This window comes from Pseudomonas syringae pv. cilantro, from assembly GCF_001293775.1.
GTDB lineage: Bacteria > Pseudomonadota > Gammaproteobacteria > Pseudomonadales > Pseudomonadaceae > Aquipseudomonas > Aquipseudomonas syringae_P.
Map to the genome: position 1 here is coordinate 22,191 of NZ_LGLN01000045.1, position 25,687 is coordinate 47,877.

Annotated in this window: 22 protein-coding genes and 2 pseudogenes; 12 read left to right on the forward strand and 12 right to left on the reverse strand. The window is 59.8% G+C overall.

Translation table 11 applies throughout. The annotated features are described in order from the left end of the window. Window positions 1-97: 97 nt before the first annotated feature. From ABJ99_RS28255 to ABJ99_RS13245, 3 genes and pseudogenes are all read right to left on the reverse strand, one after another. Window positions 98-211, reverse strand: a pseudogene (locus ABJ99_RS28255) (type II toxin-antitoxin system RelE family toxin); the annotation flags it as partial. After that, window positions 201-440 (reverse strand): annotated as a pseudogene (locus ABJ99_RS13240) (type II toxin-antitoxin system RelB/DinJ family antitoxin). The pseudogenes ABJ99_RS28255 and ABJ99_RS13240, both read right to left, overlap by 11 nt. Before the next feature lie 79 nt (window positions 441-519). Then, window positions 520-1,107, reverse strand: a complete 588-nt coding sequence (locus ABJ99_RS13245; protein WP_054086224.1) for a GNAT family N-acetyltransferase — start codon at window positions 1,105-1,107, stop codon at window positions 520-522. Window positions 1,108-1,265: 158 nt separating this feature from the next. On the opposite strand from ABJ99_RS13245, the gene ABJ99_RS13250 reads away from it, so the two are divergent. Next, a complete protein-coding gene (locus tag ABJ99_RS13250) occupies window positions 1,266-1,760 on the forward strand; it encodes a hypothetical protein (protein WP_007252955.1) in 495 nt (164 codons plus the stop codon). 141 nt (window positions 1,761-1,901) lie between these two features. Here ABJ99_RS13250 and ABJ99_RS13255 read toward each other — a convergent pair whose 3' ends face one another. The 5 genes from ABJ99_RS13255 to ABJ99_RS13275 form a co-directional block, all read right to left on the reverse strand. Further along, window positions 1,902-3,176, reverse strand: coding sequence for an OprD family porin (locus tag ABJ99_RS13255; protein ID WP_054086225.1), 1,275 nt, complete (start codon window positions 3,174-3,176; stop codon window positions 1,902-1,904). 230 nt (window positions 3,177-3,406) lie between these two features. Further along, complete coding sequence (locus ABJ99_RS13260) at window positions 3,407-3,613, reverse strand: hypothetical protein (protein ID WP_054086226.1); 207 nt, start codon at window positions 3,611-3,613, stop codon at window positions 3,407-3,409. A 219-nt stretch (window positions 3,614-3,832) separates the two neighbouring features. Further along, the gene (gene aguA, locus ABJ99_RS13265; RefSeq protein ID WP_054086227.1) at window positions 3,833-4,939 is read right to left on the reverse strand and encodes an agmatine deiminase; all 1,107 of its coding nucleotides are present in this window, start codon (window positions 4,937-4,939) and stop codon (window positions 3,833-3,835) included. A 5-nt stretch (window positions 4,940-4,944) separates the two neighbouring features. Further along, complete coding sequence (gene aguB, locus ABJ99_RS13270) at window positions 4,945-5,823, reverse strand: N-carbamoylputrescine amidase (RefSeq protein ID WP_054086228.1); 879 nt, start codon at window positions 5,821-5,823, stop codon at window positions 4,945-4,947. Between the two features lie 312 nt (window positions 5,824-6,135). Further along, the gene (locus ABJ99_RS13275; protein ID WP_054086229.1) at window positions 6,136-9,048 is read right to left on the reverse strand and encodes an aminotransferase; all 2,913 of its coding nucleotides are present in this window, start codon (window positions 9,046-9,048) and stop codon (window positions 6,136-6,138) included. A 227-nt stretch (window positions 9,049-9,275) separates the two neighbouring features. On the opposite strand from ABJ99_RS13275, the gene rfbB reads away from it, so the two are divergent. The 5 genes from rfbB to ABJ99_RS13300 all read left to right on the forward strand — a co-directional run bounded on the left by rfbB (window position 9,276) and on the right by ABJ99_RS13300 (window position 14,803). Beyond that, the gene (gene rfbB / locus ABJ99_RS13280; RefSeq protein WP_054086274.1) at window positions 9,276-10,358 is read left to right on the forward strand and encodes a dTDP-glucose 4,6-dehydratase; all 1,083 of its coding nucleotides are present in this window, start codon (window positions 9,276-9,278) and stop codon (window positions 10,356-10,358) included. Window positions 10,359-10,438: 80 nt separating this feature from the next. Next, window positions 10,439-10,984 (forward strand): dTDP-4-dehydrorhamnose 3,5-epimerase, encoded by a 546-nt coding sequence (gene rfbC, locus ABJ99_RS13285; RefSeq protein ID WP_054086230.1) that lies wholly within the window; start codon window positions 10,439-10,441, stop codon window positions 10,982-10,984. A gap of 168 nt (window positions 10,985-11,152) precedes the next feature. Further along, a complete protein-coding gene (locus ABJ99_RS13290) occupies window positions 11,153-12,961 on the forward strand; it encodes a sensor histidine kinase (protein ID WP_054086275.1) in 1,809 nt (602 codons plus the stop codon). Further along, complete coding sequence (locus ABJ99_RS13295; protein ID WP_054086231.1) at window positions 12,958-14,343, forward strand: sigma-54-dependent transcriptional regulator; 1,386 nt, start codon at window positions 12,958-12,960, stop codon at window positions 14,341-14,343. Before ABJ99_RS13290 ends, ABJ99_RS13295 begins: the two co-directional genes overlap by 4 nt. Further along, entirely contained in the window at window positions 14,330-14,803 is a 474-nt protein-coding gene (locus tag ABJ99_RS13300) for a thioesterase domain-containing protein (RefSeq protein WP_054086232.1), read from the forward strand. The genes ABJ99_RS13295 and ABJ99_RS13300 overlap by 14 nt, the downstream gene beginning before the upstream one ends. Window positions 14,804-14,902: 99 nt before the next feature. On the opposite strand, the gene cysQ is transcribed toward ABJ99_RS13300, so the two are convergent. Further along, window positions 14,903-15,745: a 3'(2'),5'-bisphosphate nucleotidase CysQ gene (gene cysQ, locus ABJ99_RS13305; RefSeq protein WP_054086233.1), complete on the reverse strand. Its 843-nt coding sequence runs from the start codon at window positions 15,743-15,745 to the stop codon at window positions 14,903-14,905. Further along, entirely contained in the window at window positions 15,742-16,305 is a 564-nt protein-coding gene (nudE, locus tag ABJ99_RS13310) for an ADP compounds hydrolase NudE (RefSeq protein WP_007252944.1), read from the reverse strand. Before nudE ends, cysQ begins: the two co-directional genes overlap by 4 nt. Window positions 16,306-16,403: 98 nt before the next feature. On the opposite strand from nudE, the gene yrfG reads away from it, so the two are divergent. After that, complete coding sequence (gene yrfG / locus ABJ99_RS13315) at window positions 16,404-17,066, forward strand: GMP/IMP nucleotidase (protein ID WP_054086234.1); 663 nt, start codon at window positions 16,404-16,406, stop codon at window positions 17,064-17,066. A gap of 41 nt (window positions 17,067-17,107) precedes the next feature. Here the strand turns inward: yrfG and lysM are convergent, their stop codons facing one another. Further along, window positions 17,108-17,545: a peptidoglycan-binding protein LysM gene (gene lysM / locus ABJ99_RS13320; RefSeq protein ID WP_054086235.1), complete on the reverse strand. Its 438-nt coding sequence runs from the start codon at window positions 17,543-17,545 to the stop codon at window positions 17,108-17,110. A gap of 151 nt (window positions 17,546-17,696) precedes the next feature. Here lysM and ABJ99_RS13325 point away from each other — a divergent pair, with 151 nt between their 5' ends. The 4 genes from ABJ99_RS13325 (at window position 17,697) to ABJ99_RS13340 (ending at window position 22,514) form a co-directional block, all read left to right on the forward strand. Further along, complete coding sequence (locus ABJ99_RS13325) at window positions 17,697-18,578, forward strand: LysR family transcriptional regulator (protein ID WP_054086236.1); 882 nt, start codon at window positions 17,697-17,699, stop codon at window positions 18,576-18,578. 103 nt (window positions 18,579-18,681) lie between these two features. Further along, on the forward strand, window positions 18,682-19,518 hold the full coding sequence (gene fdhD, locus ABJ99_RS13330; RefSeq protein ID WP_054086237.1) for a formate dehydrogenase accessory sulfurtransferase FdhD: 837 nt from the start codon (window positions 18,682-18,684) through the stop codon (window positions 19,516-19,518). Further along, the gene (locus ABJ99_RS13335; protein ID WP_054086238.1) at window positions 19,515-21,851 is read left to right on the forward strand and encodes an FdhF/YdeP family oxidoreductase; all 2,337 of its coding nucleotides are present in this window, start codon (window positions 19,515-19,517) and stop codon (window positions 21,849-21,851) included. Before fdhD ends, ABJ99_RS13335 begins: the two co-directional genes overlap by 4 nt. A gap of 216 nt (window positions 21,852-22,067) precedes the next feature. Continuing rightward, window positions 22,068-22,514, forward strand: coding sequence for a hypothetical protein (locus ABJ99_RS13340; protein ID WP_054086239.1), 447 nt, complete (start codon window positions 22,068-22,070; stop codon window positions 22,512-22,514). 59 nt (window positions 22,515-22,573) lie between these two features. Here ABJ99_RS13340 and ABJ99_RS13345 read toward each other — a convergent pair whose 3' ends face one another. Next, window positions 22,574-24,502: a RecQ family ATP-dependent DNA helicase gene (locus ABJ99_RS13345; RefSeq protein ID WP_054086240.1), complete on the reverse strand. Its 1,929-nt coding sequence runs from the start codon at window positions 24,500-24,502 to the stop codon at window positions 22,574-22,576. A 145-nt stretch (window positions 24,503-24,647) separates the two neighbouring features. On the opposite strand from ABJ99_RS13345, the gene ABJ99_RS13350 reads away from it, so the two are divergent. Next, window positions 24,648-25,466, forward strand: coding sequence for a hypothetical protein (locus ABJ99_RS13350; RefSeq protein WP_054086241.1), 819 nt, complete (start codon window positions 24,648-24,650; stop codon window positions 25,464-25,466). Window positions 25,467-25,687: the final 221 nt, after the last annotated feature.

The window sequence follows — 25,687 nt, forward strand, 5'->3', positions numbered from 1 at the left end:
ATTGCAGGGAGCTTCCGCAGCTCGGGTTTCTTTTTGGTTGGCATACATGCACCTCTTACTCATGTTATGCCCAAACACAAAATTTCTGACACCCCCCTCGGGGTGCGATCAGGACCGTCGCCAGCTTTTTCTTGAGCTGCTGGCGCACGGTGTCACCTAATTTGCGCCACTCCTTCAAAGCCCGGGCATCGAACTCAAGGCTATAAGTCATCCAATGAAACCTTGACCCGTTGTGGAGCAACAAGACGCTCACGCACTTTCGCCAGTAGCGCTGCATCTTCCTCGGTCATCAAGACTGTCTTGAATGGCAGCTGTCAGCGCTCGGCTACGTACTGCAGGGTCTGACGCATCAGTTCAGAAGGGGTAACGCCAAGCTTTTCCAATTCCTGAAAAGCACGCGCTTTGAGATCGTCATCGATACGAATATTTATAGATGCCATCAGAGCGGCCTCCATGTGTAATGACATTAGTCTTTACACTGAGGCAAAAGGCTCGCTTTTGCAAGCAGGAAACGACTGATCAAAGCATGGACCAAACTATCGCCCCCCCCCCCCCNCCCCCCCCCCCCCCCGCCCTCCACGCTTCCCGCGTCATCTCCCAGACCTCAACCCCATACCGCCCACCGACAAACTCATCTTCATGCGTGCCCACCACACGCATGCCCTCGTTGATCGAGATGCGGCGGGACGCTTCATTCAGGACGGCCTTGGGAACTTGCATCAGCGGCATGTTCAGCACTTCAAACCAGTAACGGTTGATAGCCTGGCACGCTTCCGTCATGTAGCCGTTGCGCTGCCAGTTCGGGTGCAGCCAGAAGCCGCGGTTGTTACCGGGCTGGGTCATGAGGGTGATGCTGCCGATAATGTCGTCAGGAGCGCTTTGCAGACGGATCATCCAGTGCCACTCAGTGCCTCGGGCGATGGCGGGCAGTGCAACGTCCTCGATGTAACGCAGCGCACCCTCTTCCGGATAAGGCCAAGGGACGCGGCTATAGAGGTAGCGCACGATGTCCCAGTGCGGGAAGCACCGCTGGACGTCGGCTGCATCCTCCAGCCGAAGTGGTGTCAGCAATAGCCGATCGGTCTGCAAAGTTGGTGTGGCGCTCACGACGAATTCCTTCTCGGTCAGTAGTCCCTACAGGATGAACGGTCTCTGTACCGGGGATTTACGCCGAACTGCACGACGCGAATCAAGGTCTATGCAACATCTTTTATACATCGGAAAGCCTAGTGCCCAGAATCATTACGGATCAGACGCCTCAGACTGTGGCAGATGAGCAGCAGACCAAGCTATTTGGCTCGCCCAAGGAGCGACTGGATTTTTATCGGCGCGAGATTCATTACGAAACCACCAACCTGTCCAACCGCACCAACGCGTATCTGTCGGCACAGTCGTTTCTGGTGATTGCCTATGCGTCGTCGATGGCGAACATGAACCCGGAGTGGGGCGTGATGTTCACGCTCGTCGTGCCGCCCATGCTGGCCTTGTTGGGATTGCTCAGCACGCTGTTCGCCTGGCCCGGCATTCGGGCAGCGTGCGACATCATTCAGCACTGGCATCACAAGCAAGCACAACTGTTGCGCAGCGAACCGGTGATCGGACTGACCTATGATGACTCGCCACTGTTCAGCGACTGGGAATCCAGCGAGACCGGGCCGAAGAAGTCCCTGCTGTTCTCCAAGCGCACCCCTTGGCTGTTCAGCTTTTTCTGGATTTTCCTCGGCAGCTTCGCAGTGTTCGTGCAGTTGATCGCGGACTGAGGGCCATCGGCTCTAGAGCGGAGGTAGACGTAGCCCTGCAATCGCCGCCTGTGACGCAGAGCGTCACGAGAGGCATGCCCACGCTGGAGCGGTGGGCACGATCAGGACGCAGGCGACTTTTTCGTCAAGCCGCCTCCCCCATCAAAAAACGCTAATCGGGTAGTCGACAAAAATACGGGTCTCGTTACCGTCGCTGTTGTAAGCCTGTGCATCGTCTGACACGCGCAAGAATGAGTTGCGCAGGCGGATCGAGAGGTCTTTGGCCGGGCCGTTCTGGACGACGTAGGTCAGCTGGCTGAAGATCTCGCGCTCGGTGCCGTCGCCGCTGCCAACGGTGCCATCATCGATGTTGTCGCCGCGCACGTAGGCGGCCTTGTAGCTCAGGCCGGGCAGGACCAGCCCGGACAGGTCGATGCCGTAGGCTGCTTGCCACGAGCGCTCGTCCTTGCCGTTGAAGTCGGACCAGTAGGAGTTGGCGAGGTAGATGGTGTTGCCGCCATCGCCGAAACCGCCGTCATTGCGGTAGCCGCCGTAGGCGTAACCCATGTCGCCGCTGCTGCGCTGATGCGCCAGGGTGAAGGAGTGAATGCCGACCGCCCAGGTTGCCGCCAGGCTCCAGATTTTATTGTCACGCGCATCGCTGGTGGTGAAGTCTTTATCCAGCGTGGTCTTGTAGCCGTTGAAGTCGAGGGTCAGCGACTGGTCTTCCGGCAAGGCAAAAACGTAGTTCAGGTTCAGGTACTGCTTTTTGAGCACGTCTTCGTTGTCGGAGGCGTAGAACGCGGCGCTGAATTCATCGGTGAATTTGTAGCTGGCGCCGTAGACGTTGATGCTTTTCAGGTCACCACTGTCGCGGCCTTCGGCGCTTTTGCGCGCTTCCTGCGTGAAACGTCCGGCAACCACTTCAAGCCCGTCGATCTCTTTCGAGGTGATCATCGTGCCGGTGTAGCTTTCCGGCAGCAGGCGAGAGTTGTCGTAGCTCAGCACCGGCAGTTGCGGCATCTGGTCGCCGTACTTGATGACGGTGTTCGAGAAGCGCGCTTTTACCGCAGCACCTGCGCGGGACAGGTCATCGGCTGCAGCGCCGCTGTTGCCCTGTTTGAAGAAGTCGATGCCGCCATTACCACTGCGGCCTTTGCCACCATCAAGGCGAATGCCGTACAACGCGAAGGCATCGACGCCCACGCCAACCGTGCCTTGGGTGAAGCCGGATGCGAAGGTGCCCATGAAGGCCTGTCCCCATTCGGACTTGTCTTCACGGCCATTCTTGAAGTCGCGATTGATGTAAGCGTTGCGCAGGTTGATGTTCAGACTGCTGTCTTCGACGAACCCTTTTGAATCTGCCTGTCCCTGGGCCATGGCCTGACTGGCGCTGATGATGCCCAAAGCGAGCATACCCATACGTTTGTTAAGCATCTTGTCTTCCTTTTTTTCTGCAAATTAACACGCACTGTGGCAACGGCACATGGCTGTCCTGGCTTCCAGCCTATGAACAAGCAGTGTAGAGAGCCGCACAAAGTCATTGCAGTGAAGGACTACTGATGCACGTACAAGGAATGGGGCCACAGGCAGTGGGGCGCGAATCCTAGTCCCGGTGCCTGGGGGTGTCAAACCCACAAGTGGCCGGTCTGAAGCCGGTGTATTGCCTAATCTGTCAGCACGTGAAGCAGCGCTTCAAACTCGGCGTCGTTGAACAGTCCGGCCGGGTAACGCTGCAACAGCATTGCGCGCACGTCTGGCCTGGGTTTCGCGGGCCTGGTCATCCTTAACCAATCCGCCATTACCTGGCGGGCCTCGTTACTGTGGGAAGCAGATAAACCACGAACGTACTGCGGGCTCATCACTGCGTTCATAACGAAAACCTCTTGATTCATGAGGGGCTAAATCTACTGATGCCATGTGACAGTCAAGCTAATAAAACAGGTTTGCGCCAATCGAATTTACTGTCACCGCTGATAAATCTGACGAGGGAGGTTATACAGTAACGTATAAAAAAGCCCATCAGATGATGGGCTTAGTAGAGCAAGATCGAGACCATTTAGTTACTGCAAGATACAACTAGTTACGAAGTATTAGCCTTTGTAGGAGGCTGGTTGTTGCTGCGTCAGGCAGTGGATATTGCCGCCACCCAGCAGCAATTCCCGGCCAGGTGCCATCACGACCTCGTGCTCTGGAAACAGCTTTTGCAGGATTTCACGGGCTTTTTCGTCCATAGGATCATCGAAGCTCGGCGCGATAATGCCGCCATTGACGATCAGAAAGTTCACGTAGGAACCGGCCAGACGCACCGACGGGTTGCGTTCCTGACTGCCATGCACCTGATCCACGCCGGCACATTCTTCTTCTGTGGCGAACAATGGGCCAGGAATCGGCATTTTATGAACGATAAACGAGCGCCCCTGCGCATCCAGGGTGTTTTCGAAAATACTCATCGCCGCATGGCAACGCGAGTAGTTGGGGTCTTCGGGATCATCGGTCCACGCCAGTAACACTTCACCCGGACGCACATAGCAGCAAAAGTTATCCACATGCCCGTCGGTTTCGTCGTTGAACAGGCCATCAGGCAGCCAGATGATCTTATCCACAGCCAGATAATCGCTGAGCACCGTTTCGATCTGCTCGCGAGTCAGGTGCGGATTACGATTGCGATTGAGCAGGCACTCTTCAGTGGTGATCAGGGTGCCTTCGCCATCGACGTGGATCGAGCCGCCTTCCAGCACGAAGCCTTCGGTGGCGTAGCGCGGGCAGCGTTCGATTTCCAGCACTTTGCTGCCCAGCTGCGAGTCCAGATTCCACGGCGCGTACAGCCCGCCGTCGAAGCCGCCCCAGGCATTGAATTCCCAGTTCACGCCACGCACTTCGCCCCGGTCGTTGATGACGAAGGTCGGACCACTGTCACGCACCCAGGCATCGTTGCTGCTCATTTCCACAACACGAATGTTCGGCATGTCGAGACGCGCTCGGGCGTTGTCATACTGCCCGGCGGACACTGCCACCGTAACCGGCTCGAAGCGGGCGATGGCCTTGGCGATGGCAACGTGGGCGGCCTGCGCGGGCTTACCGCCAAGGCGCCAGTTATCCGGGCGCTCCGGCCAGACCATCCAGATCTGGGTCTGCGGCGCCCATTCAGCTGGCATGTGGAAACCGTCGGCGCGTGGCGTGCTGTTGAGCGTGGTCATGGTGATCAGGACTCCAGCGAACCGTCGAGGGTCTTGATCGCACCGTACAGGTTCGGACGGCGATCACGGAACGTGCCCCAGGCGCTGCGAATGTGCTCCAGTTCGTCCAGGTCGAAGCTGTGCACCAGCACGCCTTCTTCGGTTTCGTCGAGCTCGGCGACTTTTTCACCGAACTGGTTGGCGATGAACGACGAGCCGTAGAAGGTGATGTCGTAGCCGTCCTGTTCTTCGTTACCGATGCGGTTGCTGGCGATCAGCGGCATCAGGTTCGCGCCGGCGTGGCCTTGTTGCACGCGCTGCCAGTGGTCGCGGGAGCTGATGGTCTTGTCATGCGGCTCGCTGCCGATGGCGGTCGGATAGAACAGGATTTCTGCGCCCTGCAACGCCATGCTGCGCGCGCACTCCGGGAACCACTGATCCCAACAGATGCCGACGCCAATTTTCGCGTAACGGGTCTGCCAGACCTTGAAGCCGGTGTCGCCCGGGTTGAAGTAGTACTTTTCGTGGTAGCCGGGGCCGTCCGGGATATGGCTCTTGCGGTAGATGCCCAGGTTGGTGCCGTCTGCGTCGATGATCGCGATGGTGTTGAAACGCGCACGACCCGCCAGCTCGAAAAAGCTGATCGGCAATACGACTTGCAGTTCTTTGGCGACTTTCTGGAAATGCTTGATCGCGACGTTGGATTCGAGGGTAGTCGCCAACTGCAGATAGTCCGGGTTCGGCTTCTGGCAGAAGTACGGAGTTTCGAACAGCTCCTGAATCAGGATGATCTGTGCGCCCTTGGCGGCAGCTTCACGCACCAGCTTTTCAGCGGTCTCGATGTTGGCTTCCAGATCCCAGGAGCAGGCCATCTGGGTAGCAGCGACAGAAACGATACGGCTCATGAAAATTTCTCCAGGGGCGGTTGCAAAGGACTTAACACCATAGCAGACAAGCAATGACGATTATGAACGCCTTTATATCGGATATAAATCGGCATTAAAAGCTTAAACTATACAAGCAGCGTATTAATTTGTTTATTTTGCCGATATTAATCCACTTAATACTCATGGCGGCGCTCATTTCTACGAGCTGGGCGTAACGCGGAGCGTCACGAGCAGCGTTCCACGCTGGAGCGTGCGGAACGATGGGTGTCGGGCTCCACCTATGGTGCCCATGCTCCGCGTGGGTATGCCGTTCTGGACGCTCTGCGTCCTCTATTCCAGCTCGAGGAGCACCTTCGACACGTTATCGACAAAAAAATCCACGCTCTGGCGGGTGGTGCACATCGGGGGTTTGATTTTCAGGATGTTCAGATGATCGCCGGTGGGCTGCATGAAGATGCCCAGTTCACGCAAGCGCTCGCAGAGTTGCGCAGTTTCTTCTGTGGCGGGTTCCAGGGTCTGGCGGTCGCGGACCAGTTCCACGCCCAGGTAGAAACCCATGCCGTGCACCGCGCCCACCAGCGGATGTTTATCGGCAAGCGCCTGTAAGCGCGCCTTGAAGTGATCACCGACAATCCGCGCGTTGTCCCGCAGCTTTTCTTCTTCCATGACATCCAGCACCGCCATGCCGATCCGGCAACTCACCGGGCTGCCACCGGAGGACGAGAAGAAATAGCCCTCGGCCTCCAGCGCCTCGGCAATCTCGCGCCGAGTGATGACCGCGCCCAGCGGATGGCCGTTGCCCATGCCTTTGGCCAGAGTGATGATGTCCGGCACCACGCCCTGCTCTTCAAAGCCCCAGAAATAATGGCCGAGGCGGCCATAACCCACCTGCACTTCATCGGCGATGCACACACCGCCGACCGCGCGAACGCTCTGATAGACCTGTTGCAGATAGCCAGACGGTAACGAAATACCGCCTGCATTGCCGTACACCGGCTCACAGATGAACCCCGCCACCTGGCGCGCTTGCCCGGCCAGCGTTGCCAGCACCTGATCGACGCTGCGCACATATTCCGGCGCACTGTCCGCGCCACGAAACGGCCCGCGATACGTGTTGGGTGCGGTGACCGGGTGCACCCAGTCCGGCCGGGTGCTGAGCGCCTGCGGGTTGTCGGCGATTGAAGTGGAGATGGCATCGGTCGCCACCGACCAGCCGTGATAGGCCTCCAAGACACTGAGCATGTCGCGCCCGCCGCTGAAGGCCCACGCCAGCCGGATCGCCAGATCATTGGCCTCGGTGCCGCTGTTGACCAGGAACACCCGGTCCATGCCGTCAGGTGCCAGCTTGAGCAAGCGTTCTGAAAACTCGGCAATCGCCGCGTAATGAAAGCGCGAGTTGGTGTTGAGCAATGACCACTGCCGAGCCGCTTCGTGGGCCATGCGTGGATGGCCGTGGCCGAGGACCGCGACGTTATTCAGCATGTCCAGATACGAGCGGCCGTGCATGTCGATCAAATGATTGCGCCAGCCGCGCTCGATCTGCGGCGGTGCCTGGTAATAGTGCTTCTGCGAACGGGCAAAACTGGCATCACGACGCGCCAACAACAGCGCGGCATCTTCCAGTGCTGGCGCGTCGCAATCAAAGCCCAGCAAGGTCGAGGGCGATGGGCAAAACCGGCGCCAGGCAGCGGCCCATGACGGTGTGGTGAACAGCGGCGGGCTGAGCTCTGGCGCCGTACACAATTGCAGCAACAACGAACCGCCGCCCTGCCCGATCAGCGCGCCAGCCTGAACCTGCCCAGACAACGCAGCATCCGGCAGCACGCCCCACAGTTTCAACGTGATGCCGTCGCCGACCAGCAGCAACGCGGCATCGGCGGTCAGGCGGAGCGTGCCGTTGAACGGCGCATGCAGCGCTGTCTCGGCCGGTACATGCAGTTCGACGTGCAACGCGAATGTTTCAGGCTCCTTCGCGCTGTCAGGCAGAGTGCGTGACAGGCGGTACTCACCAAAACGGCTGACCGCCAGCCCGTCATCGCCGGCCGCTTGCGAGAGCAAATATTCATCAAACCCGCTCTGCTCCCAATTGCCTGCCACGAAATGCTCGCTGAGCACGCCCAGATCGACCTGTTTCGGCTTGAGCCCTTGCAGACCGGGCAGTAGCGGTTGGTAAGCGGGCTGCTCGACGGAAGGTAAATTCATCCCCACGGCCTGCAGGATTGCCGCCTCCATCAACGCCATCGGCACCGAAGTGGCAACGTCAAAAATGTTCCATTCGCCCGCCAGATTGGCCTGAATATAGGTGTTGTCAGGCTCGACACTCGCCTGTTGCTCGCTGCTGAGCACCAGCACGGCAGAGCGGGCGACGATCAGCGGCCAGAGCGCCTGCAACTCTTCGGTCTTCAGTGGATTGAGCGCGTTATAAGCAACCACCGCAGGCAGGATGTACAGCGGATCGCCGTCGGCTTGGTGCAGCAGTGCGGCGCAGGTGACCGACAGATCGGCGACTCGCCAGGTGCTGAGCAGATCACCGAAATCGATCAGCCCCTGTATCTGCCATTGACGACGACCATCACGCTGCCAGACCACGTTGTGCTCGGTGATGTCCAGATGCACCGCCTGCATCGGCAGCGCCGCAATCAATGGCAACAAACGATGATGAGCCTGCTCTGCCGCCTCGATCACGCAGGCGCGGGCGTCGGCATCCTTGAGCACCGGCAACAGATGTTTGATCAGCGCATGGGCATGACGCGGGTCCCATTGCAGAATACGTTCGAGGCCGGGGTGTTCGAAATCGGCCAGCGCCAGATCGACCCGCGCGCACAGCTCGCCAAGCCCGACGACGACCTCGCGGCTCAGATGCCCGGCATGCCCCAACGATTGCCCGTCGATAAATTCCAGCACGCGCACATGCACCGCCTGCCCATCGATCTCGACGGACAACAACTGCTCGGTGTCATTGGCACGGATCACGCCAGGCACGTTGACGGCGCCGTGGCGGCCGAGGTGTTGCAAGGCCGCGTGCTGGGCGTTCAGTTCGGCAGTCGAATAAGCGCCATGGCAGATTTTAAGAACGTACCGCCGCGTGTCGGTTTGCAGCAAAAAGTTACGATCCTGCTGACTGCCCAAGGCGCTCAACACGCCGCTCAGCCCATAATGTTGCGCGAGCAATTGCAGCGCCTGATCCACACTGACATCGGGGCAAGGCAGGCTGGAGCGTCGGATAAGCGTGGCGAGCGGCATGGGAGACCTCAATTATTGTCATACCCCGATGCAATGGACAGCGCTTCACGGGCAATCGGACAACTATAGGGCGATTGACGCTCGCCACCAATCCGGCGCGGCACCTCAGGTCGGGAAACCTGCGGCAGTTCTATTCAGCGGCCCACTCAGGTTTAATGACCTCATCCTGTCATACGCGCTCAAGCGCTATGCTGCACTACTTTCAGAACTCACAAGAAGGTCAGTTCATGCGAATACTCGTCACTGGGGGCGCGGGCTTCATCGGCTCCGCACTGATCCGCCATTTGATGAACAACACCGAACACGACGTGCTGAACTTCGACAAATTGACGTACGCTGGCAACCTTGAGTCGCTGCAGTCGATTGCGACCAACACGCGCTATGAGTTCGTACAGGCCGATATCTGCGATCAAGCCAAGGTCAGCGCAGTGCTGGAGCGGTTCGCACCGCACGCGATCATGCACCTGGCGGCTGAATCCCACGTCGACCGTTCTATCGATGGCCCGGCAGAGTTTGTGCAAACCAACATCGTCGGCACTTACAGCCTGCTAGAGGCCACGCGCGCCTACTGGCTGAAGCTGCCGGAAGTCGAGCGTCAGGCCTTCCGCTTTCACCATATTTCCACCGATGAAGTGTATGGCGACCTGCACGGTGTCGATGATCTGTTCACCGAAACCACGCCCTATGCGCCCAGTTCGCCGTACTCGGCGAGCAAAGCCGCGTCCGATCATCTGGTTCGCGCCTGGCATCGCACTTATGGCCTGCCGGTGGTGGTGACCAACTGTTCCAATAATTACGGCCCGTTCCATTTCCCCGAAAAACTGATCCCGCTGGTGATTCTCAACGCCCTCGCGGGCAAGCCGCTGCCGGTGTACGGCAATGGCCTGCAAGTGCGCGACTGGTTGTACGTTGAAGACCACGCGCGGGCGCTGCTCAAAGTGGTCACCGAAGGTGAGGTCGGCGAGACCTATAACATCGGCGGCCATAACGAGCAGAAGAACATCGACGTGGTACGCGGTATCTGCACGCTGCTCGATGAACTGGCCCCGCACCATCCGGCAGGCGTTCAGCACTACAGCGACCTGATCACCTACGTGGTTGATCGGCCGGGCCACGACCAGCGTTACGCCATCGACGCCAGCAAGATCGACAAAGACCTCGGCTGGACACCTGAAGAAACTTTCGAGTCCGGGCTGCGCAAGACGGTGCAGTGGTATCTGGACAACCTGGACTGGTGCCGCAGGGTCCAGGACGGCAGTTATCAGGGCGAGCGACTGGGCTTCAGCGAAAACAAAGATCTGATTGCCTGATCGCCGCACTTTTCGATTGGCACACCTGAGTGCAGACTGTCGAACAGCCACTATTTATCGAAGATTGCAGGGGAAGTCACGTGAACGCAGTAGCCACACAATTGCCGGAAGTCCTTATTCTGGAACCCAGGGTTTTTGGTGATGAACGAGGCTTTTTCTATGAAAGCTTCAACGCCAAAGCCTTTCAGGAAGCCACCGGCCTGACCCGGCAGTTTGTGCAGGACAACCACTCGCGCTCGCAACAAGGCGTGCTGCGCGGCCTGCATTATCAGATCGAAAACGCCCAGGGCAAACTGGTGCGCGTCACCGTCGGCAAAGTGTTGGATGTGGCTGTGGACATCCGCCGCAGTTCGCCGAACTTCGGTCAGTGGGTCGGCGTCGAGCTGTCCGCTGAAAACGCCCGTCAGTTGTGGGTTCCGGAAGGGTTTGCGCATGGTTTCGTGGTACTCAGCGAGCATGCCGAGTTCCTCTACAAGACCACCGACTACTACACGCCTTCGGCCGAGCGCTGCATTGCCTGGGACGATCCGGACCTGGCCATCGACTGGCAGCTGGACGGCCAGCCGAGTCTGTCGGCCAAGGATCAGCAAGGCAAGCGCCTGAAAGAAGCCGATCTGTTTCCCTGAGCGAATGACCACAGGCACCGTGGCGCAATGTCCGGGTGCCTGACACGTCGGCGGCGGGCATAATACGCGCCTGATGCCCACGTCAGGATCGACCGGGTGTTTCTGTTGCCCGTTGCGACTCCTCGCAACCGGCATCGTCAACCCTTCGGCGACGGCCAATCGATGACCATGACCCCCACTCTGCCGCCCCGCCCCCGCTGGCGCAGCCTTGCCCTGTTGGCGCTGTGCCTGGCGCCGCTGCTGTGGCCGCTGGAACATCTGGCCGAGCGCTATTACCGCAACGTGCTGGCCAACCAGAACCGTCAGACCCTCGACCTGTACGTCGCCAACCTGCTGGGCACCCTGCACCGCTACGAAACCCTGCCGCAGATTCTAGGCGACCTGCCCGCGTTACGCGGCCTGCTGGCCGACCCCAAAGACAGCACGACGCTGGAAAACGCCAATCGCTTGCTCAGCGACATCACGCGCCAGACCGGCGCGGACGTCATGTACCTGATGGACGCCAACGGCCTGACCCTGGCCGCTTCGAATTCGGAGCAGAAAGACAGCTTCATCGGCCGCAATTTCTCGTTCCGTCCGTATTTCATCGATGCGCTGGCGGGCCGGACTGGACGCTTCTTCGGCTTGGGCACCACGTCGGTCAAGCGCGGCTACTTCTTCGCCGCGCCAGTGCGCGACGGTGATCGGGTCATCGGCGTGCTGGTGATCAAAGTCGATCTGGACCACACCGAGACCCTGTGGGGCAAGACACCCGAACAACTGCTGCTGACCGACCAGAATGGCGTGGTGATTCTGACCTCCAACCCCGAATGGCGCTTCCGGGCGACCCGTGACCTGTCGGAGGAAGAGAAAAAATCCATCACCGCCATCCAGCCCTATCCGACCCGTGATCCGCGACCGTTGCGAATCGATGAACATGCCTGGCTGACCCAGACCCAAGTCATCGAAGAAACCGGCTGGAACGTGAACATACTCGCCCCGCGCGCCCTGATCGACCGGCCGGTACGCACCGTGCTGGCGATTGGCGGCGCGACACTTCTGGTGCTGATGCTGCTGTTGGGCCTGATGATGCAGCGTCGTCGCCATTACCTGGACCGTATCGCCTTCGAAGCCAAAGCACGGCGCGAGCTGGAAATGCGCGTGATCGAACGCACCAGCGATCTGGAAGGCCTCAACAGCCGCCTGCGTCAGGAAGTGCTGGAGCGCGAACAGGCGCAACAGGAACTGGTGCAGGCTCAGGACGAACTGGTCCAGACCAGCAAACTCACCGCGCTGGGCACCATGTCGGCGAGCATCAGCCATGAACTGAACCAGCCGCTGGCCGCCATCCGCAGTTACGCGGAGAACGCCGAAGTGCTGCTCGATCACCAGCGCACCGAAGAGGCGCGCGGCAACCTCAAGCTGATCAGCGAACTGACCGGGCGCATGGCCTCGATCATCGCTCACCTGCGCGCCTTCGCCCGACGCGACCGTCACGCGCCTGAAAGTGTCGCGCTGCAACCGGCGCTGGACGACGCGCTGGCACTGCTGGCCAAGCGGCGGCGGGCCATGGAAGTCGAGCTGATCCGCGATCTGCCGGACGCGACGCTGTGGGTGCAGGCTGGCGAGACCCGTTTGCGACAAGTGCTGGGCAATCTGCTGGCCAACGCGCTGGACGCCCTTACCGAAAAAGGTCCGCCGCGCAGGCTGTGGATAAGTGCCGAGCAAACCGCCGAGGGCGTCAACCTGTACATTCGCGACAACGGCCCCGGTTTTTCTCAGGAAGCACTGGCGCGGGCCCGCGAGCCGTTCTTCACCACCAAAACGCGTACTCAGGGCCTTGGGTTGGGCCTGGCGATTTGCGATACGCTGATGCGTGCGCTGGGCGGCGAATTGCTGTTCGCCAACCATCCCGGCGGCGGCGCGCTACTTACCCTGCGCCTGCGTGCGGGGGCTTCCGGGGCCAATCTTCAAACGCCAGAGGACCTTTCCGCATGAGTTCGGACACAGCCATCGACAGCCAGATTCAAGTGGTGCTGATCGACGACGATTCGCACCTGCGCCAGGCATTGCGCCAGACACTGGACCTGGCCGGTCTGAACGTTCTGTCGCTGCCCCAAGCCACGGGCCTGGCCGAACGCATCGGTCGCGACTGGCCGGGCGTGGTGGTCAGTGATATCCGCATGCAGGGCATGGACGGTCTGGAGCTGCTCGATCAACTTCACGAACAGGACCCGGACCTGCCGGTGCTGCTGATCACCGGCCATGGCGATGTGCCGCTAGCGGTGAAAGCCATGCGCGCCGGAGCTTACGACTTTCTGGAAAAACCCTTCGCCAGCGATGCCATGCTCGACAGCGTGCGCCGCGCCCTGGCATTACGCCGACTGGTGCTGGATAACCGCAGCCTGCGTCTGGCATTGAGCGACCGCCAGCAACTGAGCACCCGGTTGATCGGCCAGTCGCCGTCAATATTGCGTCTGCGCGAACAGATCGGCGCCCTGGCCGGAACGCGCGCCGATGTGCTGATTCTGGGTGAAACCGGCGCCGGCAAAGAAGTCGTCGCCCGCGCGCTGCATGATCTGTCCAACCGCCGCAGCGGCCCATTCGTGGCGATCAACGCCGGGGCGCTGGCTGAGTCGGTGGTTGAAAGCGAACTGTTCGGCCACGAGCCCGGCGCGTTTACCGGCGCGCAGAAGCGGCGTATCGGCAAGTTCGAGTTTGCCAACGGCGGCACGTTGTTTCTTGATGAAATCGAAAGCATGAGCCTGGATGTACAGGTCAAGCTGCTGCGCCTGTTGCAGGAGCGCGTGGTTGAGCGGATGGGCAGCAATCAGCAGATCCCGCTGGATATCCGTATCATCGCGGCGACCAAGGAAGACCTGCGTCAGGCGGCTGATCAGGGCCGCTTCCGGGCCGACCTGTATTACCGGCTGAACGTGGCTTCGCTGCGTATTCCACCGTTGCGCGAGCGCGGTGAAGATGCGCTGATGCTGTTCGAGCACTACGCCGATGCGGCCAGCATGCGCCACGGCATTCCCAAGCAGGAGCTCAAGCCGGGCCAGCGGGCGCTGTTGTTGCGCCATAACTGGCCGGGCAATGTCCGAGAACTGCAAAACGCCGCCGAACGCTTCGCGCTGGGGCTGGAACTGGAGCTGGAAGGCGCGGATGCCGAGCAGGCTCCGCCGCCGGGCGGAGGCTTGAGCGACCAGGTGGAAAGCTTCGAGCGAGCGTTGATCGCCGCCGAACTGGCGCGTCCGCACAGCTCGGTGCGCAGCCTGGCCGAAGCGCTGGGCGTACCACGCAAAACCCTGCACGACAAACTGCGCAAGCACGGTCTGAGTTTTGGCGACAGCAGCGGAGCCTCCGATGACACCGATTGAGTCCGAAGACAAAGCAGCCCGCGAGCTGGAACGGGTGCTGCACCACGACATTCCGCTGACCCGCGACATGGGCATGCGGGTGATCGACTGGCGCAACCATACGCTGCGCTTGCACCTGCCGCTGGCCCCCAACGTCAATCACAAGAGCACGCTGTTCGGCGGCAGCCTGTATTGCGGCGCAGTGCTGGCAGGCTGGGGCTGGTTACACCTGAGGCTGCACGAAGTGGGGATCACCGATGGGCATATCGTAATTCAGGACGGGCAGATCAGTTATCCACTGCCGGTGCGCAGCGATGCGATTGCCCGGTGCGATGCGCCGGAGGTGGCCCAGTGGGAGAAATTCATCACCACCTACCAACGCCGAGGTCGCGCCCGCCTGACGCTGCACACCGGCATTACAGCGCAGGACAGCGACGAACAGGCCGTGCGGTTTGTGGGGCAGTTTGTGTTGCACAGGTGAGGCCAGCGCACGAAAGCTCATCGTCTGAACCATAGTCTTCGCGATCCGCATGGTTGACGAAGCTGATGTGGGAGTGAGCTTACCCCGGCGTGAACGGCTTCAGGACTGTGCCAGTACCAGCAGTTTCTCGCGCCAGGCGGCGTTGGCGGGCAGGGCCAGGAAGAACGGGTTGAGCAGCGATTCGCGGGGTGGGTAGCTGAAAGGTTTGCCGTCCAGTTGCAACACCGCACCTCCAGCGCCTTCAAGCACGCCTTGTGCCGCCGCGGTGTCCCACTGCGAGGTCGGGGCCAGCCTTGGATAGCAGTCGGCAGCGCCTTCGGCCAGCAGGCAGAACTTCAGTGAACTGCCGATATTAGTCAATTGCAGCGGTCCAAGCCCGTTCGCCAGGCCGGCCAGCAAATGCTCTTGCTCGGGGCTGGAATGGCGGCGGCTGGCGACAACGGTAAACGTCTGCCCGTTGCCGATCTCATTGCGCACCGCAATCGGCTCAACGTGATCACTATCATCGCTGCGCCAGGCGCCCAGCCCGGCACCGCCGAAATAACAACGGTTGTTGGTCGGCATCGAGACCACACCGAACACCACGCGACCGTTCTCTATCAGTGCGACGTTGACGGTGAACTCTTCACTGCCGGAAATGAATTCCTTGGTGCCGTCCAGCGGATCGACCAGCCACCAGCGCTCCCACGTCGCCCGCTCACTGAGCGGGATGTCGGCGTCCTCTTCGGACAGCACGTGAATGCTTGGATCAAGCGCTTGCAAGCCCTCGACCAGCACCTGATGGGCGGCCAGATCGGCGGCGGTTACCGGGGAATCGTCCGTTTTGGTGGTCACGGTGACGTTGGCGCGCCAGAACGGCAGGATCACGTCCCCGGCCAGTCGTGCCAGCTCTATCACCGGGGCGAGCAGCGGATGGGGCAGGTTTTTCAGCGAATCGGTCATGGCTGGAACAGTCCACGCTGGGTCAACAGGTCACGGGTGAGGTACAGCGCCGCCAGCGCGCGGCCTTCGCTGAACTGGGCATTCTGCGCCAGGCTCGACAGTTCCCGAAGGTTGATCCGGTCGACCCGAATCGGCTCGGGCTCGTCACCTTCCAGCCGCTCCTCGTAAAGGTCGGTCGCCAGCACCACCTTGATTTTCTGGCTCATGTAGCCCGGGGACAGCGACAGCTCGGTAAGCAACTCCAGATGGCGCGCACCAAACCCGGCTTCTTCCTTGAGTTCACGGTTGGCGGCGTCCAGCACGTCTTCGCCCGGCTCGATCAAGCCCTTGGGCAAAGACAACTCGTACTCATCGGTGCCACCGCAATATTCTTCGATCAATACAGCGTGGTCGGCATCCAGCATGGCCACGATCATCACTGCGCCGGGGCCGCCTTTGCTGGCCAGACGCTCGTAGGTCCGCTCGACGCCGTTGGTAAAGCGCAGTTGCAGCTCTTCAACGCGGAACAGACGACTGCTGGCAACGATTGCACGAGCAAGTACGGTAGGTTTCTGACGCATGACAGGCTCCTTTACATGAGCGAGGTACTATACCGAGCTTTTCCTGAAGTCTGTGTCGGATATGCTTGCCCGACACCCACCCCCCTGACGAGGCCAGAATGCTTTCCATGCCCTGGAGCGAAATCGATACCGTCCTGCTGGATATGGACGGCACGTTGCTCGACCTGCATTACGACGAACACTTCTGGATGCAACACCTTCCGCAGCGTTACGCCGAATTACATGGCGTCAGCTTCGCCATGGCCTGGCTGGAACTGAAACCATTGTTCGAAAACAACGCGGGCACGCTCAACTGGTATTGCCTGGATTTCTGGAGCACCGAGCTGAAATTATCGGTGCGCGACCTGAAACGTGAAATCGCGCACATGATTGCTCTGCGCCCCGATGCAGAAACCTTTCTGGCCGCCATCAAGGACGCCGGCAAGCGCGTGATCATGATCACCAACGCGCATCGAGATTCATTGTCGCTGAAAATGGAGCGCATAGAACTGGCGCCCTACTTCGAGCGCATGATCAGCTCCCATGACTACGGTTTCCCGAAGGAAAACCAGCAATTCTGGGACGCCTTGCAGGCCGAAACCGATTTTGATCCGGCACGCAGCCTGTTTATCGACGACACGCTGCCCGTCTTGCGCAGCGCTCAGAAATTCGGCGTTGCTCACTTGTTGGCCGTCAGCCAGCCGAACAGCCAGAAAGGCCCGAAAGACACCGAAGAGTTTGCCGCAGTGGACGACTACCGCGAGCTGATCAAGGGGTTGTGACACTGACAGGTGCCCGCCTGAAAGTGGGCACCTGTTTAAGATCACCTGGGAATACGAAGCTTCTGACCCGGATAAATCTTGTTTACGTCCTTGAGCATCGGCTTGTTGGCTTCGAATATTTTCTGGTACTGGTTGGCATCGCCATACACGCGCTTGGAAATAGCGCTGAGGGTGTCGCCCGACTTCACTTCGACGTATTGAGGTTCAGCAGTCTCGCCGCCCGCAACAGTCATTTGGTCGTCGACTTTATCCACGCCATGAATATTGCCCAGCGTCACGACAATCTTTTCCCTTTCCTCCTGATTGGCGACCTGGCCTTTGACGATCACAGTGCTGCCGTTGACTTCGGTCTGCACATTGGGATTGCCCAGACCGACTTTGAAAATATGCTCTTTCAGCACTTCGTCGGTAGCCTTGTCTGACGTCAGCACGTCCAGAATTTTCTCGCCTGCTTCTTTGATAAAACTGATAAGGCCCATTCTCTAGATCTCCCATAGTGTGGTTCAAGGAATGCCGCTATAACTGTAGCCCTTATAAATCAAGGCCTGCAGGCTTCCGACCAACGTTGCTCGACCATGGTTCAGCCTGAACGCGTAGAATCGGCGGCCTGGACTGCCCACCGGAGAGAATATGGACATCAAGCAACTCAAATTTCTGATCGCCCTCGATGAAACGAGACACTTCGGCCAGGCGGCTGCGCGCTGCAATATCACCCAGCCGACGCTGTCGATGCGTTTGCGCAATCTGGAAGAAGAGCTTGGCTTGCCGCTGGTCAATCGCGGCCAGCGCTTTGAAGGTTTCACGGCGCCCGGCGAACGGGTGCTGGCGTGGGCGCGCACGGTACTGGCCGCTTACGACGGCTTGCAGGCCGAAGCCGCCGCGTGCCGAGGCCATCTGGTCGGCACCCTGCGCCTGGGCGTGGTGCCACTGTCGAGTTTCGATCCGTTGCCGCTGTTGCACCGGCTGCATCAGATGCACCCCAACCTGCGCTTCGAGCTGTCATCACTCAGTTCCGAACAAGTGCTTGAGCAATTGGCGAGCAATCGCATCGATCTGGGCGTGTCTTATCTGGAGCGACTGGACAACGAGCGTTTCGATTCGCTGACCCTGGACGACACGCGCATGGGGTTGCTGTACGACCAGCGGCATTTTTCGTTTGGCGAAAAACCGCTGAGCTGGGCGGATCTGGTCGAGCTGCCCTTGGGCATGCTGACCAGCGGCATGCATTTTCGCCAATCGATCGACCATAACTTCCACAGTCGCAATCTGCAGCCTCATCCGCTGATCCAGACCGATGCCGTTCATCAGTTGCTGCAAGCGGTGCATGGCGGGTTCTGTTGCGCAATCATGCCGCTGGACGGTGGCCTGGAAACGCTCACTGAACATTTGCGCCTGCATCCGATTGCCGATGCGCGCACGTTGGCGCGGCTCGGGCTGATCATGCGCCGCAGTGCGCCGCGTTCTGCGCTGGCTGAAGCATGTTTTGCGCTGGTCGCGGAAATACCCCGTTAAAACGCTGATCGACGTTATCTATCGAGGCATCAGCACTAGCGATTAGACGATATGCAATAAGACGCCTAGTCTTGCAGATGTCAATCTGCCGGTACTTAAGCCCATGCCCGTTACGCGCAAGGTCAGCTCGGCGCCCGTTCCTGCGCCCGCCCCCGACGCAAGTCAGTCTTACAGCTACTCGAATCTCGAGGGCAAGGACGCTGCACGCAACGCGCTTGCCGAAGAAGTGGCGTTGGCCATCGCTTACAACGGCATCAGCCAGGCCGTCATGCTGGTCAGCCCGACCGACCTGGAAGACTTCATCGTCGGCTTCAGCCTGGGCAGCGGCATCATTGCATCGCCCGATGAAATCTACGACTTCAAACTCAGCGGTTGCGGCTCGGCGATGCAGGCCGAGGTCGAAATCGCCAGCCGCGCGTTCTGGGAGCTCAAGCAGCAGCGCCGACAAATGGCCGGCACCAGCGGCTGCGGATTGTGCGGTGTTGAAGCGGTCGAACAGGCGCTGCCGAAACTGAACGTCCTGCCCGGCGCGCCCTTGCCGCCGATTGAATGGCTGGAAGGCCTGCGCCAGCGCATCGGCGAATTCCAGCCCCTCGGCCGCCATTGCGGCGCCGTACACGCGGCGGTGTTCATGGACGGCAATGGCCAGTTGCTGCTGGGCCGTGAAGACATCGGCCGCCACAACGCGCTGGACAAGCTGATCGGCGCACTGGTGCGCCAAGGCATTTCGACTGTCGGCGGCGCGGCTATCGTGACCAGCCGCTGCAGCCTGGAACTGATTCAGAAAGTATTGCGCGCCGGCATCCAGACCCTGGTCAGCCTGTCTTCGCCCACCGGACTTGCCCTGCAATGGGCTCGCCGTCACAACCTCAATTTAATTCACCTGCCGCAGCACAGTGCGCCGCGGGTTTATAGCCCTGCGATGGAGATTCAACCGTGAGCACTCATCATCAAGCCGACAAGACACCTACCCCCCGCTACAAGCCGTACAAAGGCGCGGCAGGCGGCTGGGGCGCACTGATCAGCGTGACTCAGGCCTGGCTGGGCAGTGACAACGCGCTGAAAAACCTGCGCATGATGCTCAAGACCAACCAGAACGGCGGCTTCGACTGCCCGGGCTGCGCGTGGGGTGATTCGCCGGAAAGCGGCATGGTCAAGTTTTGCGAGAACGGTGCCAAGGCGGTCAACTGGGAGGCCACCAAGCGCCGCGTCGACCCGGCCTTTTTTGCGCGCTACAGCGTCAGCTCGCTGCTGGAGCAGAGCGATTACTGGCTCGAATATCAGGGTCGTCTGACCGAGCCGATGGTTTACGACGCAGAAACCGACCGTTACAAGCCGATCAGCTGGGATAACGCGTATGCGCTGATCGCCAAACACCTGAACAACCTGCCCAGCCCGAACATGGCCGAGTTCTACACCTCGGGCCGCGCCAGCAACGAAGCGGCTTATCTGTATCAGCTGTTCGTTCGCGCCTACGGCACCAACAACTTCCCTGACTGCTCGAACATGTGCCACGAAGCCAGTGGCGTTGCGCTGTCGCAAAGCGTCGGCGTCGGCAAAGGCACCGTGACCTTCGATGATTTCGAACACGCTGATGCCATCTTCGTCCTCGGCCAGAACCCCGGCACCAACCACCCGCGCATGCTGGAGCCGTTGCGTGAAGCGGTACAGCGCGGCGCTCAGGTGGTCTGCGTCAACCCGCTCAAAGAGCGTGGTCTGGAGCGTTTCCAGCACCCGCAGCACCCGGTTGAAATGCTCACCAACGGCGACCGCCCGACCAATACCGCTTATTTCCGCCCTGCATTGGGCGGTGACATGGCACTGCTGCGCGGCATGGCCAAGTTCCTGCTGCAATGGGAACGTGATGCACAATTGGCGAATGAACCGTCGGTTTTTGACCACGCGTTCCTTAACGAACACACCGAAGGCGTGCTGGATTACCTGGCGGCCATTGATGAAACATCGTGGGACGAGATCGTTGAGCAGTCCGGCCTGCCGCTGACTGACATCGAGCAGTCGGCGCGCATGTATGCCAAAGGCAAGAACGTCATCATGTGCTGGGCGATGGGGATCACCCAGCATCGTCACTCGGTGGCGACCATTCAGGAAATCGCCAACCTGATGCTGCTGCGCGGCAACATTGGCCGCCCTGGCGCAGGTCTATGCCCGGTGCGCGGTCACAGTAACGTGCAGGGTGACCGCACCATGGGCATCAACGAGCGCCCACCGGTGTTCTTCCTCGATGCGCTGGAAAAACGCTTTCAGTTCCAGGTGCCGCGTGACAACGGGCACAACGTGGTCGAAGCGATTCATGCCATGGCCGAAGGCCGTGCCAAGGTGTTCATCGCGCTGGGCGGCAACTTCGCGCAGGCAACCCCGGACAGCCATCGCACCGCCGAAGCCCTCAGCAATTGTGATTTGACGGTGCAGATCAGCACCAAGCTCAACCGCAGCCACCTGTTCCACGGTAAGGACGCATTGATCCTGCCGTGCTTTGGTCGTACCGATATCGACATTCAGGCTAACGGCCCGCAAGCCGTCACCGTGGAAGATTCGTTCAGCATGGTGCACGCCTCCAACGGTCAGTTGCAGCCGCTGTCGAAGCAGATGCGCTCGGAGCCTTCCATCATTGCCGGTATCGCCAACGCGACACTGGGCAAAAAACCGGTGGACTGGTTGTGGCTGGTGGAAGACTACAACCGTATTCGTGAGCTGATCGCCGACACCATTCCTGGCTTCAAGGACTTCAACGAGCGCATCAAGCATCCTGGCGGGTTTTATCTGGGCAATGCCGCCGGTGCGCGGCGCTGGAATACCGCATCGACCCGCGCCAACTTCAAGTCCAACGCGCTGCCGCTCAAGCTTATCCATGAAGGCATCAGCTCGACCGGTGAAGTTCCGGACCTGATCATGCAGTCGATGCGCTCCCACGACCAGTACAACACCACGATTTATGGCCTGGACGACCGTTATCGCGGCGTGAAAGGTCAGCGCGACGTGCTGTTCGTCAACGAGGCGGACATCATTCGCCTGGGCTTCCAGCCGGGTCAGAAAGCCGACCTGATCTCGATCTGGGGCGACAACCGCGAACGCCGCGTCAAAGGCTTCACGCTGCTGCCGTTCGATATCCCGGCAGGTCAGGCTGCGGCTTACTATCCCGAGGTCAACCCGCTGGTGCCGCTGGAAAGCGTCGGTGAAGGCAGCAGCACGCCGACGTCGAAGTTCGTGGCGATCCGCCTTGAGCGCTCGGCAGAATCGGCGCGGATTGTCTGACGCTCAGAGTAATTTTGAGTCGCCCATGCAAAAGGCCCGTTTCATTTGAAACGGGCCTTTTGCAAGTAACCTGAGACTGTGTTTTTGAATTTAAGTTCCTTATTTAAAACAGTAACTTAGGCTTATTTGTGGCAAACGTGTTACTCGTCGGATTTGAATTGCTACATTCTTAACTTGACACCAATATCGCATCGTCATCCCTATGAGATTCCACACATGAAGTATTCCTCGATACTGTTGTTGTCTCTTGCTCTGGCAAGTGGTGTCGCATCAGCAGGCGGAACACTCGAATCAGGCTTGGGCGGCGCGGCTGGCGGTGCAATCGGTGCAGCAGTTGGCCAGCAGCTCGGCGGCACTGGAGCTTCGGCGATCGGTGCAGGTCTGGGCGGCGCAGCAGGTGGCGCCCTCGGCGCTGACCGCCGCAACCGTACAGAAGCGGCCCTTGGCGGCGGTCTGGGTGCAGCAGGCGGTAACGTTCTAGGCGGCGGGAGCGGTACAAGCGGCCTGGTAGGCGCAGCCGCGGGTGGTGGCGGTGGCGCAGCACTCGGTAGCTATCTTGGCAACAAGAGCCAGAGCGCTGATCGCCGGGATCGTGGAGGCCGCGAATATCGGGGTAATAAACGTAACAAGCACCACGGCCATCGCCGTCACGATCGCGACTGATTTGATCGTTGAGTGTTGATACGTCCAGAACCGGCCGCTCTTGAGCGGCCGGTTTCTTTTTACAGCATCCCCTGCACCCACACCCTCACCTGCGCATACGGATAATCCTCCAGCACAGCGAACCCTGCGGTCGCGCGGGCCTTGAGTTTGGTGAACAATGGCACGCTGATGCCGCACAGGAAGCGGGTCAGGCATTCAGCGCTTGGCGGCTGGCCAGTATAGTCCTGATGCTTGTGGATAAAGTCGCCACACAGTTGCTGAAAGTCCCGATTCGCCAGCGGTTCCAGAGCCGGCGGTTCTGGCAGGTGCGCGACTTCGCCATGGCAGACCGAACAATGCCCGCACTGCTCAGGTGCATGATGATCGCCAAAGTAGCGGGCCAGACGATGGGTCAGGCACTGATCGCTGGAGAACACTTCCAGCATCGCGTGAATGCGTGCCACCTCAGTGGCTTCGTGGTGAGCAAAATAGTCATGCAGTTCAGTGCTCAGCGCCTGCGGGTCAAAATCGCTGCGCAGCAGGCTGTACACCTCGGTCATCTGCTTGCTTTCAAGCTCGATCCAGCCCTTTTCCTGAAAGTAATCCAGCGCCTTGACCACGCGCCCACGCTCGGCGCCGTATTGCTGGTACATCGCATCGAAATCGACGGTGGCCCAGGTCCTTGCCCGGCTGGACGTGTTGATCAGCGCCTGCACGAATTGCTGTCGCTCGCCTTCGAAACGCGCCATCAGGTCAGCGGGCTGTAGCAGGAACTTGAAACGATATTCCGCAAAATACGCGTAACGCGGCGCGATGATGCCGCGCAGTTCCAGTTGCACCAACAGGGTTTTCAATGGCAGCTGGCGAATGTTGCTCAGATCGGCCAGCGGCCCGAGCAAAAACTCCCATTGGCCGTCATGCCGTGCGTTGAGCAAATCGTCCAGCACACGTGCGATGCCCTCGCGTTCAGGCGTGTCGCCATACACGAAGTTCTCCAGCACGTTGAGGCTGTCGCGGTTGGCCAGCACCAGGCAGTCGGATGCAGCCCCGTCGCGCCCTGCCCGGCCGATTTCCTGGCTGTAGTTCTCGATGGACTTGGGCAGGTCGAAATGCACCACGTTACGAATGTCGCTCTTGTCGATGCCCATCCCGAACGCGATGGTCGCCACAATGCAGTTCAGGCTGCCGCCCATGAAGCGCTTCTGGATCGACTCGCGCTGATCATTAGGCAGCCCGGCGTGATAAGCGCTGGCCGGCAGACCGTTTTGCTCAAGGTGCGCGGCAATGTATTCGGCGGTCTTTTGCAACGTCACGTACACAATGGTCGGCTGCCCGCGCTTGCCATCGAGCCACTCGACCAGCCGTCGCCGCTTGTCACGCCCGCTGACCGGTTTGACCCACAGGTGCAGATTGGCGCGATAAAACCCGGTGGTGATCACATCCTCGGGGGCGATGGCGAACTTGTCCTGCATGTCGATAATGACTTGCGGCGTGGCGGTCGCCGTCAGCAGCAAGGCCTGGGGGATGTTGAACTCGCGCTGGTAGTCCGGCAGCTTCAGGTAGTCGGGCCGAAAGTTATGCCCCCATTCCGAGATGCAGTGCGCCTCGTCGACCACCAGCAAGGAAATCGGCACTTGCGCAATGAAGTTACGGAAGCGCTCGTTCTTAAGGCGCTCGACCGAGATCATCAGGATCTTCAGCTCGCCGGAACGCGCCCTGGCCATGACGTCTGCGACATCCTCGCGGCTTTGCGCCGAATCGATGCTCGCCGCCGAAATGCCATGGCGGTGCAGAAAGGCCAGTTGATCCTGAATCAGCGCCAGCAACGGCGAAACCACCAGCGTCAAATGCGGCAACATCAACGCAGGCAATTGGTAACATAGCGACTTGCCAGAACCCGTCGGAAAGATCGCCGCAGCCGAACGCCCGGCCAGCACAGCGCTGATCGCAGCCTCCTGCCCGGGCCGGAACTGTGTGTAACCGAATACGTGTTCGAGACGCTGGTGCATGGGCGATCCTTCCGTAGCAATCAAAACGGCCACAACCTTAGCGCGCCAAGTTCAATGCACCTAGCACCAAAGCGTTGCAGAAACCCGATACCCAGCCGATAGCATTGTAATATCATGCACGGACAACGCTTGATCAGGAGCAGGAATGGAATCCCTACAGCAACCCGAGGACGACGGGATTATTCGCATCCAGCGCCTCGTGCCAGGTCAGGTCGACGTTGTGCTGGGCTCGCATCCACGTCGAAAGCGCGTTGCTGCGCCTCGCCGTTCAAAACCCTACGGGCTGTGGCTGGCAGGCTTGATCGTTACCTTATGTCTCGCCGGGCTGATCGCTTCACACCTGAAAGGTCCCAAAGCGGTACCCCTTCCCCCTGTCGAACAGCCAGCACCTGACGCCACGACAATCGATATCCAGCCGCAACCCGCGCCAGCCGCCGCAGCCCCTGCGCAATTGCGTAAGACGGCAGAGCTTTTGCCTGTCGCAGCAACCACGCAACACCCCGCCGCCGTGCAGCCGCTGGACAACTGCATGAAAAACGGCAATGTCATCGATGAGAGTGTGGCCAACTGCCGATTCGGCCAGGTGCCGCGCCCCGTTCAGGCGGAAGCAGCCAAAGGCATGGTCTCTGCGAGCTACATGGCCGACTTCAAAACCAATGCAACGCGTAACCCTGCGCGGTCATCCAGGCCTTACAGCGTCGCAACCGTTTCGATCCGCGAATGGAATGGCCGCAATCGCTATAGCGCGCAATGGCGCGTGTACGGCAACACCATCGACGGCGACAGCGTCTGTGAAAACTTCGCCAGCCATTCATTGGAAAGAAGCGAATGCCGCAAGTCGGCACAGGTCAATTTCAAAGAACAGTGCCGTGAGTGGAGCAAGCGTTCGGCGCGAGATCGTGATGAAGCGAGTAAAAATGCCAAGCAGCGTTATTGCGAGGTAGCAGCGACGTTCTTGCCCTGAACCGGCGTTAACGCCTTGTTTTCTATGGCCTGCAGGCTTTATGCGTGTGCATGGGCAAAGCCGGAAATCGATTATTTCCCACACGCATGTAAGCTAAGGCTTACACGTAATCGAGGAAATTGGCTATTTTGCAATGTCAGCGTGCCCCGTAATATTGGATCCAACAACTGGTGAACAAGGAGTTCACCAGGATCAGGGACGATCGACCATCGCCGGGAAGG

Coding starts and splice junctions, on each gene's coding strand:
- ABJ99_RS13255 (WP_054086225.1), bottom strand. CDS start 3,176: ATGCTTAACAAACGTATGGGTATGCTCGCTTTGGGCATCATCAGCGCC.
- ABJ99_RS13260 (WP_054086226.1), bottom strand. CDS start 3,613: ATGAACGCAGTGATGAGCCCGCAGTACGTTCGTGGTTTATCTGCTTCC.
- aguA (WP_054086227.1), bottom strand. CDS start 4,939: ATGACCACGCTCAACAGCACGCCACGCGCCGACGGTTTCCACATGCCA.
- aguB (WP_054086228.1), bottom strand. CDS start 5,823: ATGAGCCGTATCGTTTCTGTCGCTGCTACCCAGATGGCCTGCTCCTGG.
- ABJ99_RS13275 (WP_054086229.1), bottom strand. CDS start 9,048: ATGCCGCTCGCCACGCTTATCCGACGCTCCAGCCTGCCTTGCCCCGAT.
- rfbB (WP_054086274.1), top strand. CDS start 9,276: ATGCGAATACTCGTCACTGGGGGCGCGGGCTTCATCGGCTCCGCACTG.
- ABJ99_RS13290 (WP_054086275.1), top strand. CDS start 11,153: ATGACCCCCACTCTGCCGCCCCGCCCCCGCTGGCGCAGCCTTGCCCTG.
- ABJ99_RS13295 (WP_054086231.1), top strand. CDS start 12,958: ATGAGTTCGGACACAGCCATCGACAGCCAGATTCAAGTGGTGCTGATC.
- ABJ99_RS13300 (WP_054086232.1), top strand. CDS start 14,330: ATGACACCGATTGAGTCCGAAGACAAAGCAGCCCGCGAGCTGGAACGG.
- cysQ (WP_054086233.1), bottom strand. CDS start 15,745: ATGACCGATTCGCTGAAAAACCTGCCCCATCCGCTGCTCGCCCCGGTG.
- nudE (WP_007252944.1), bottom strand. CDS start 16,305: ATGCGTCAGAAACCTACCGTACTTGCTCGTGCAATCGTTGCCAGCAGT.
- yrfG (WP_054086234.1), top strand. CDS start 16,404: ATGCTTTCCATGCCCTGGAGCGAAATCGATACCGTCCTGCTGGATATG.
- lysM (WP_054086235.1), bottom strand. CDS start 17,545: ATGGGCCTTATCAGTTTTATCAAAGAAGCAGGCGAGAAAATTCTGGAC.
- ABJ99_RS13325 (WP_054086236.1), top strand. CDS start 17,697: ATGGACATCAAGCAACTCAAATTTCTGATCGCCCTCGATGAAACGAGA.
- fdhD (WP_054086237.1), top strand. CDS start 18,682: ATGCCCGTTACGCGCAAGGTCAGCTCGGCGCCCGTTCCTGCGCCCGCC.
- ABJ99_RS13340 (WP_054086239.1), top strand. CDS start 22,068: ATGAAGTATTCCTCGATACTGTTGTTGTCTCTTGCTCTGGCAAGTGGT.
- ABJ99_RS13345 (WP_054086240.1), bottom strand. CDS start 24,502: ATGCACCAGCGTCTCGAACACGTATTCGGTTACACACAGTTCCGGCCC.
- ABJ99_RS13350 (WP_054086241.1), top strand. CDS start 24,648: ATGGAATCCCTACAGCAACCCGAGGACGACGGGATTATTCGCATCCAG.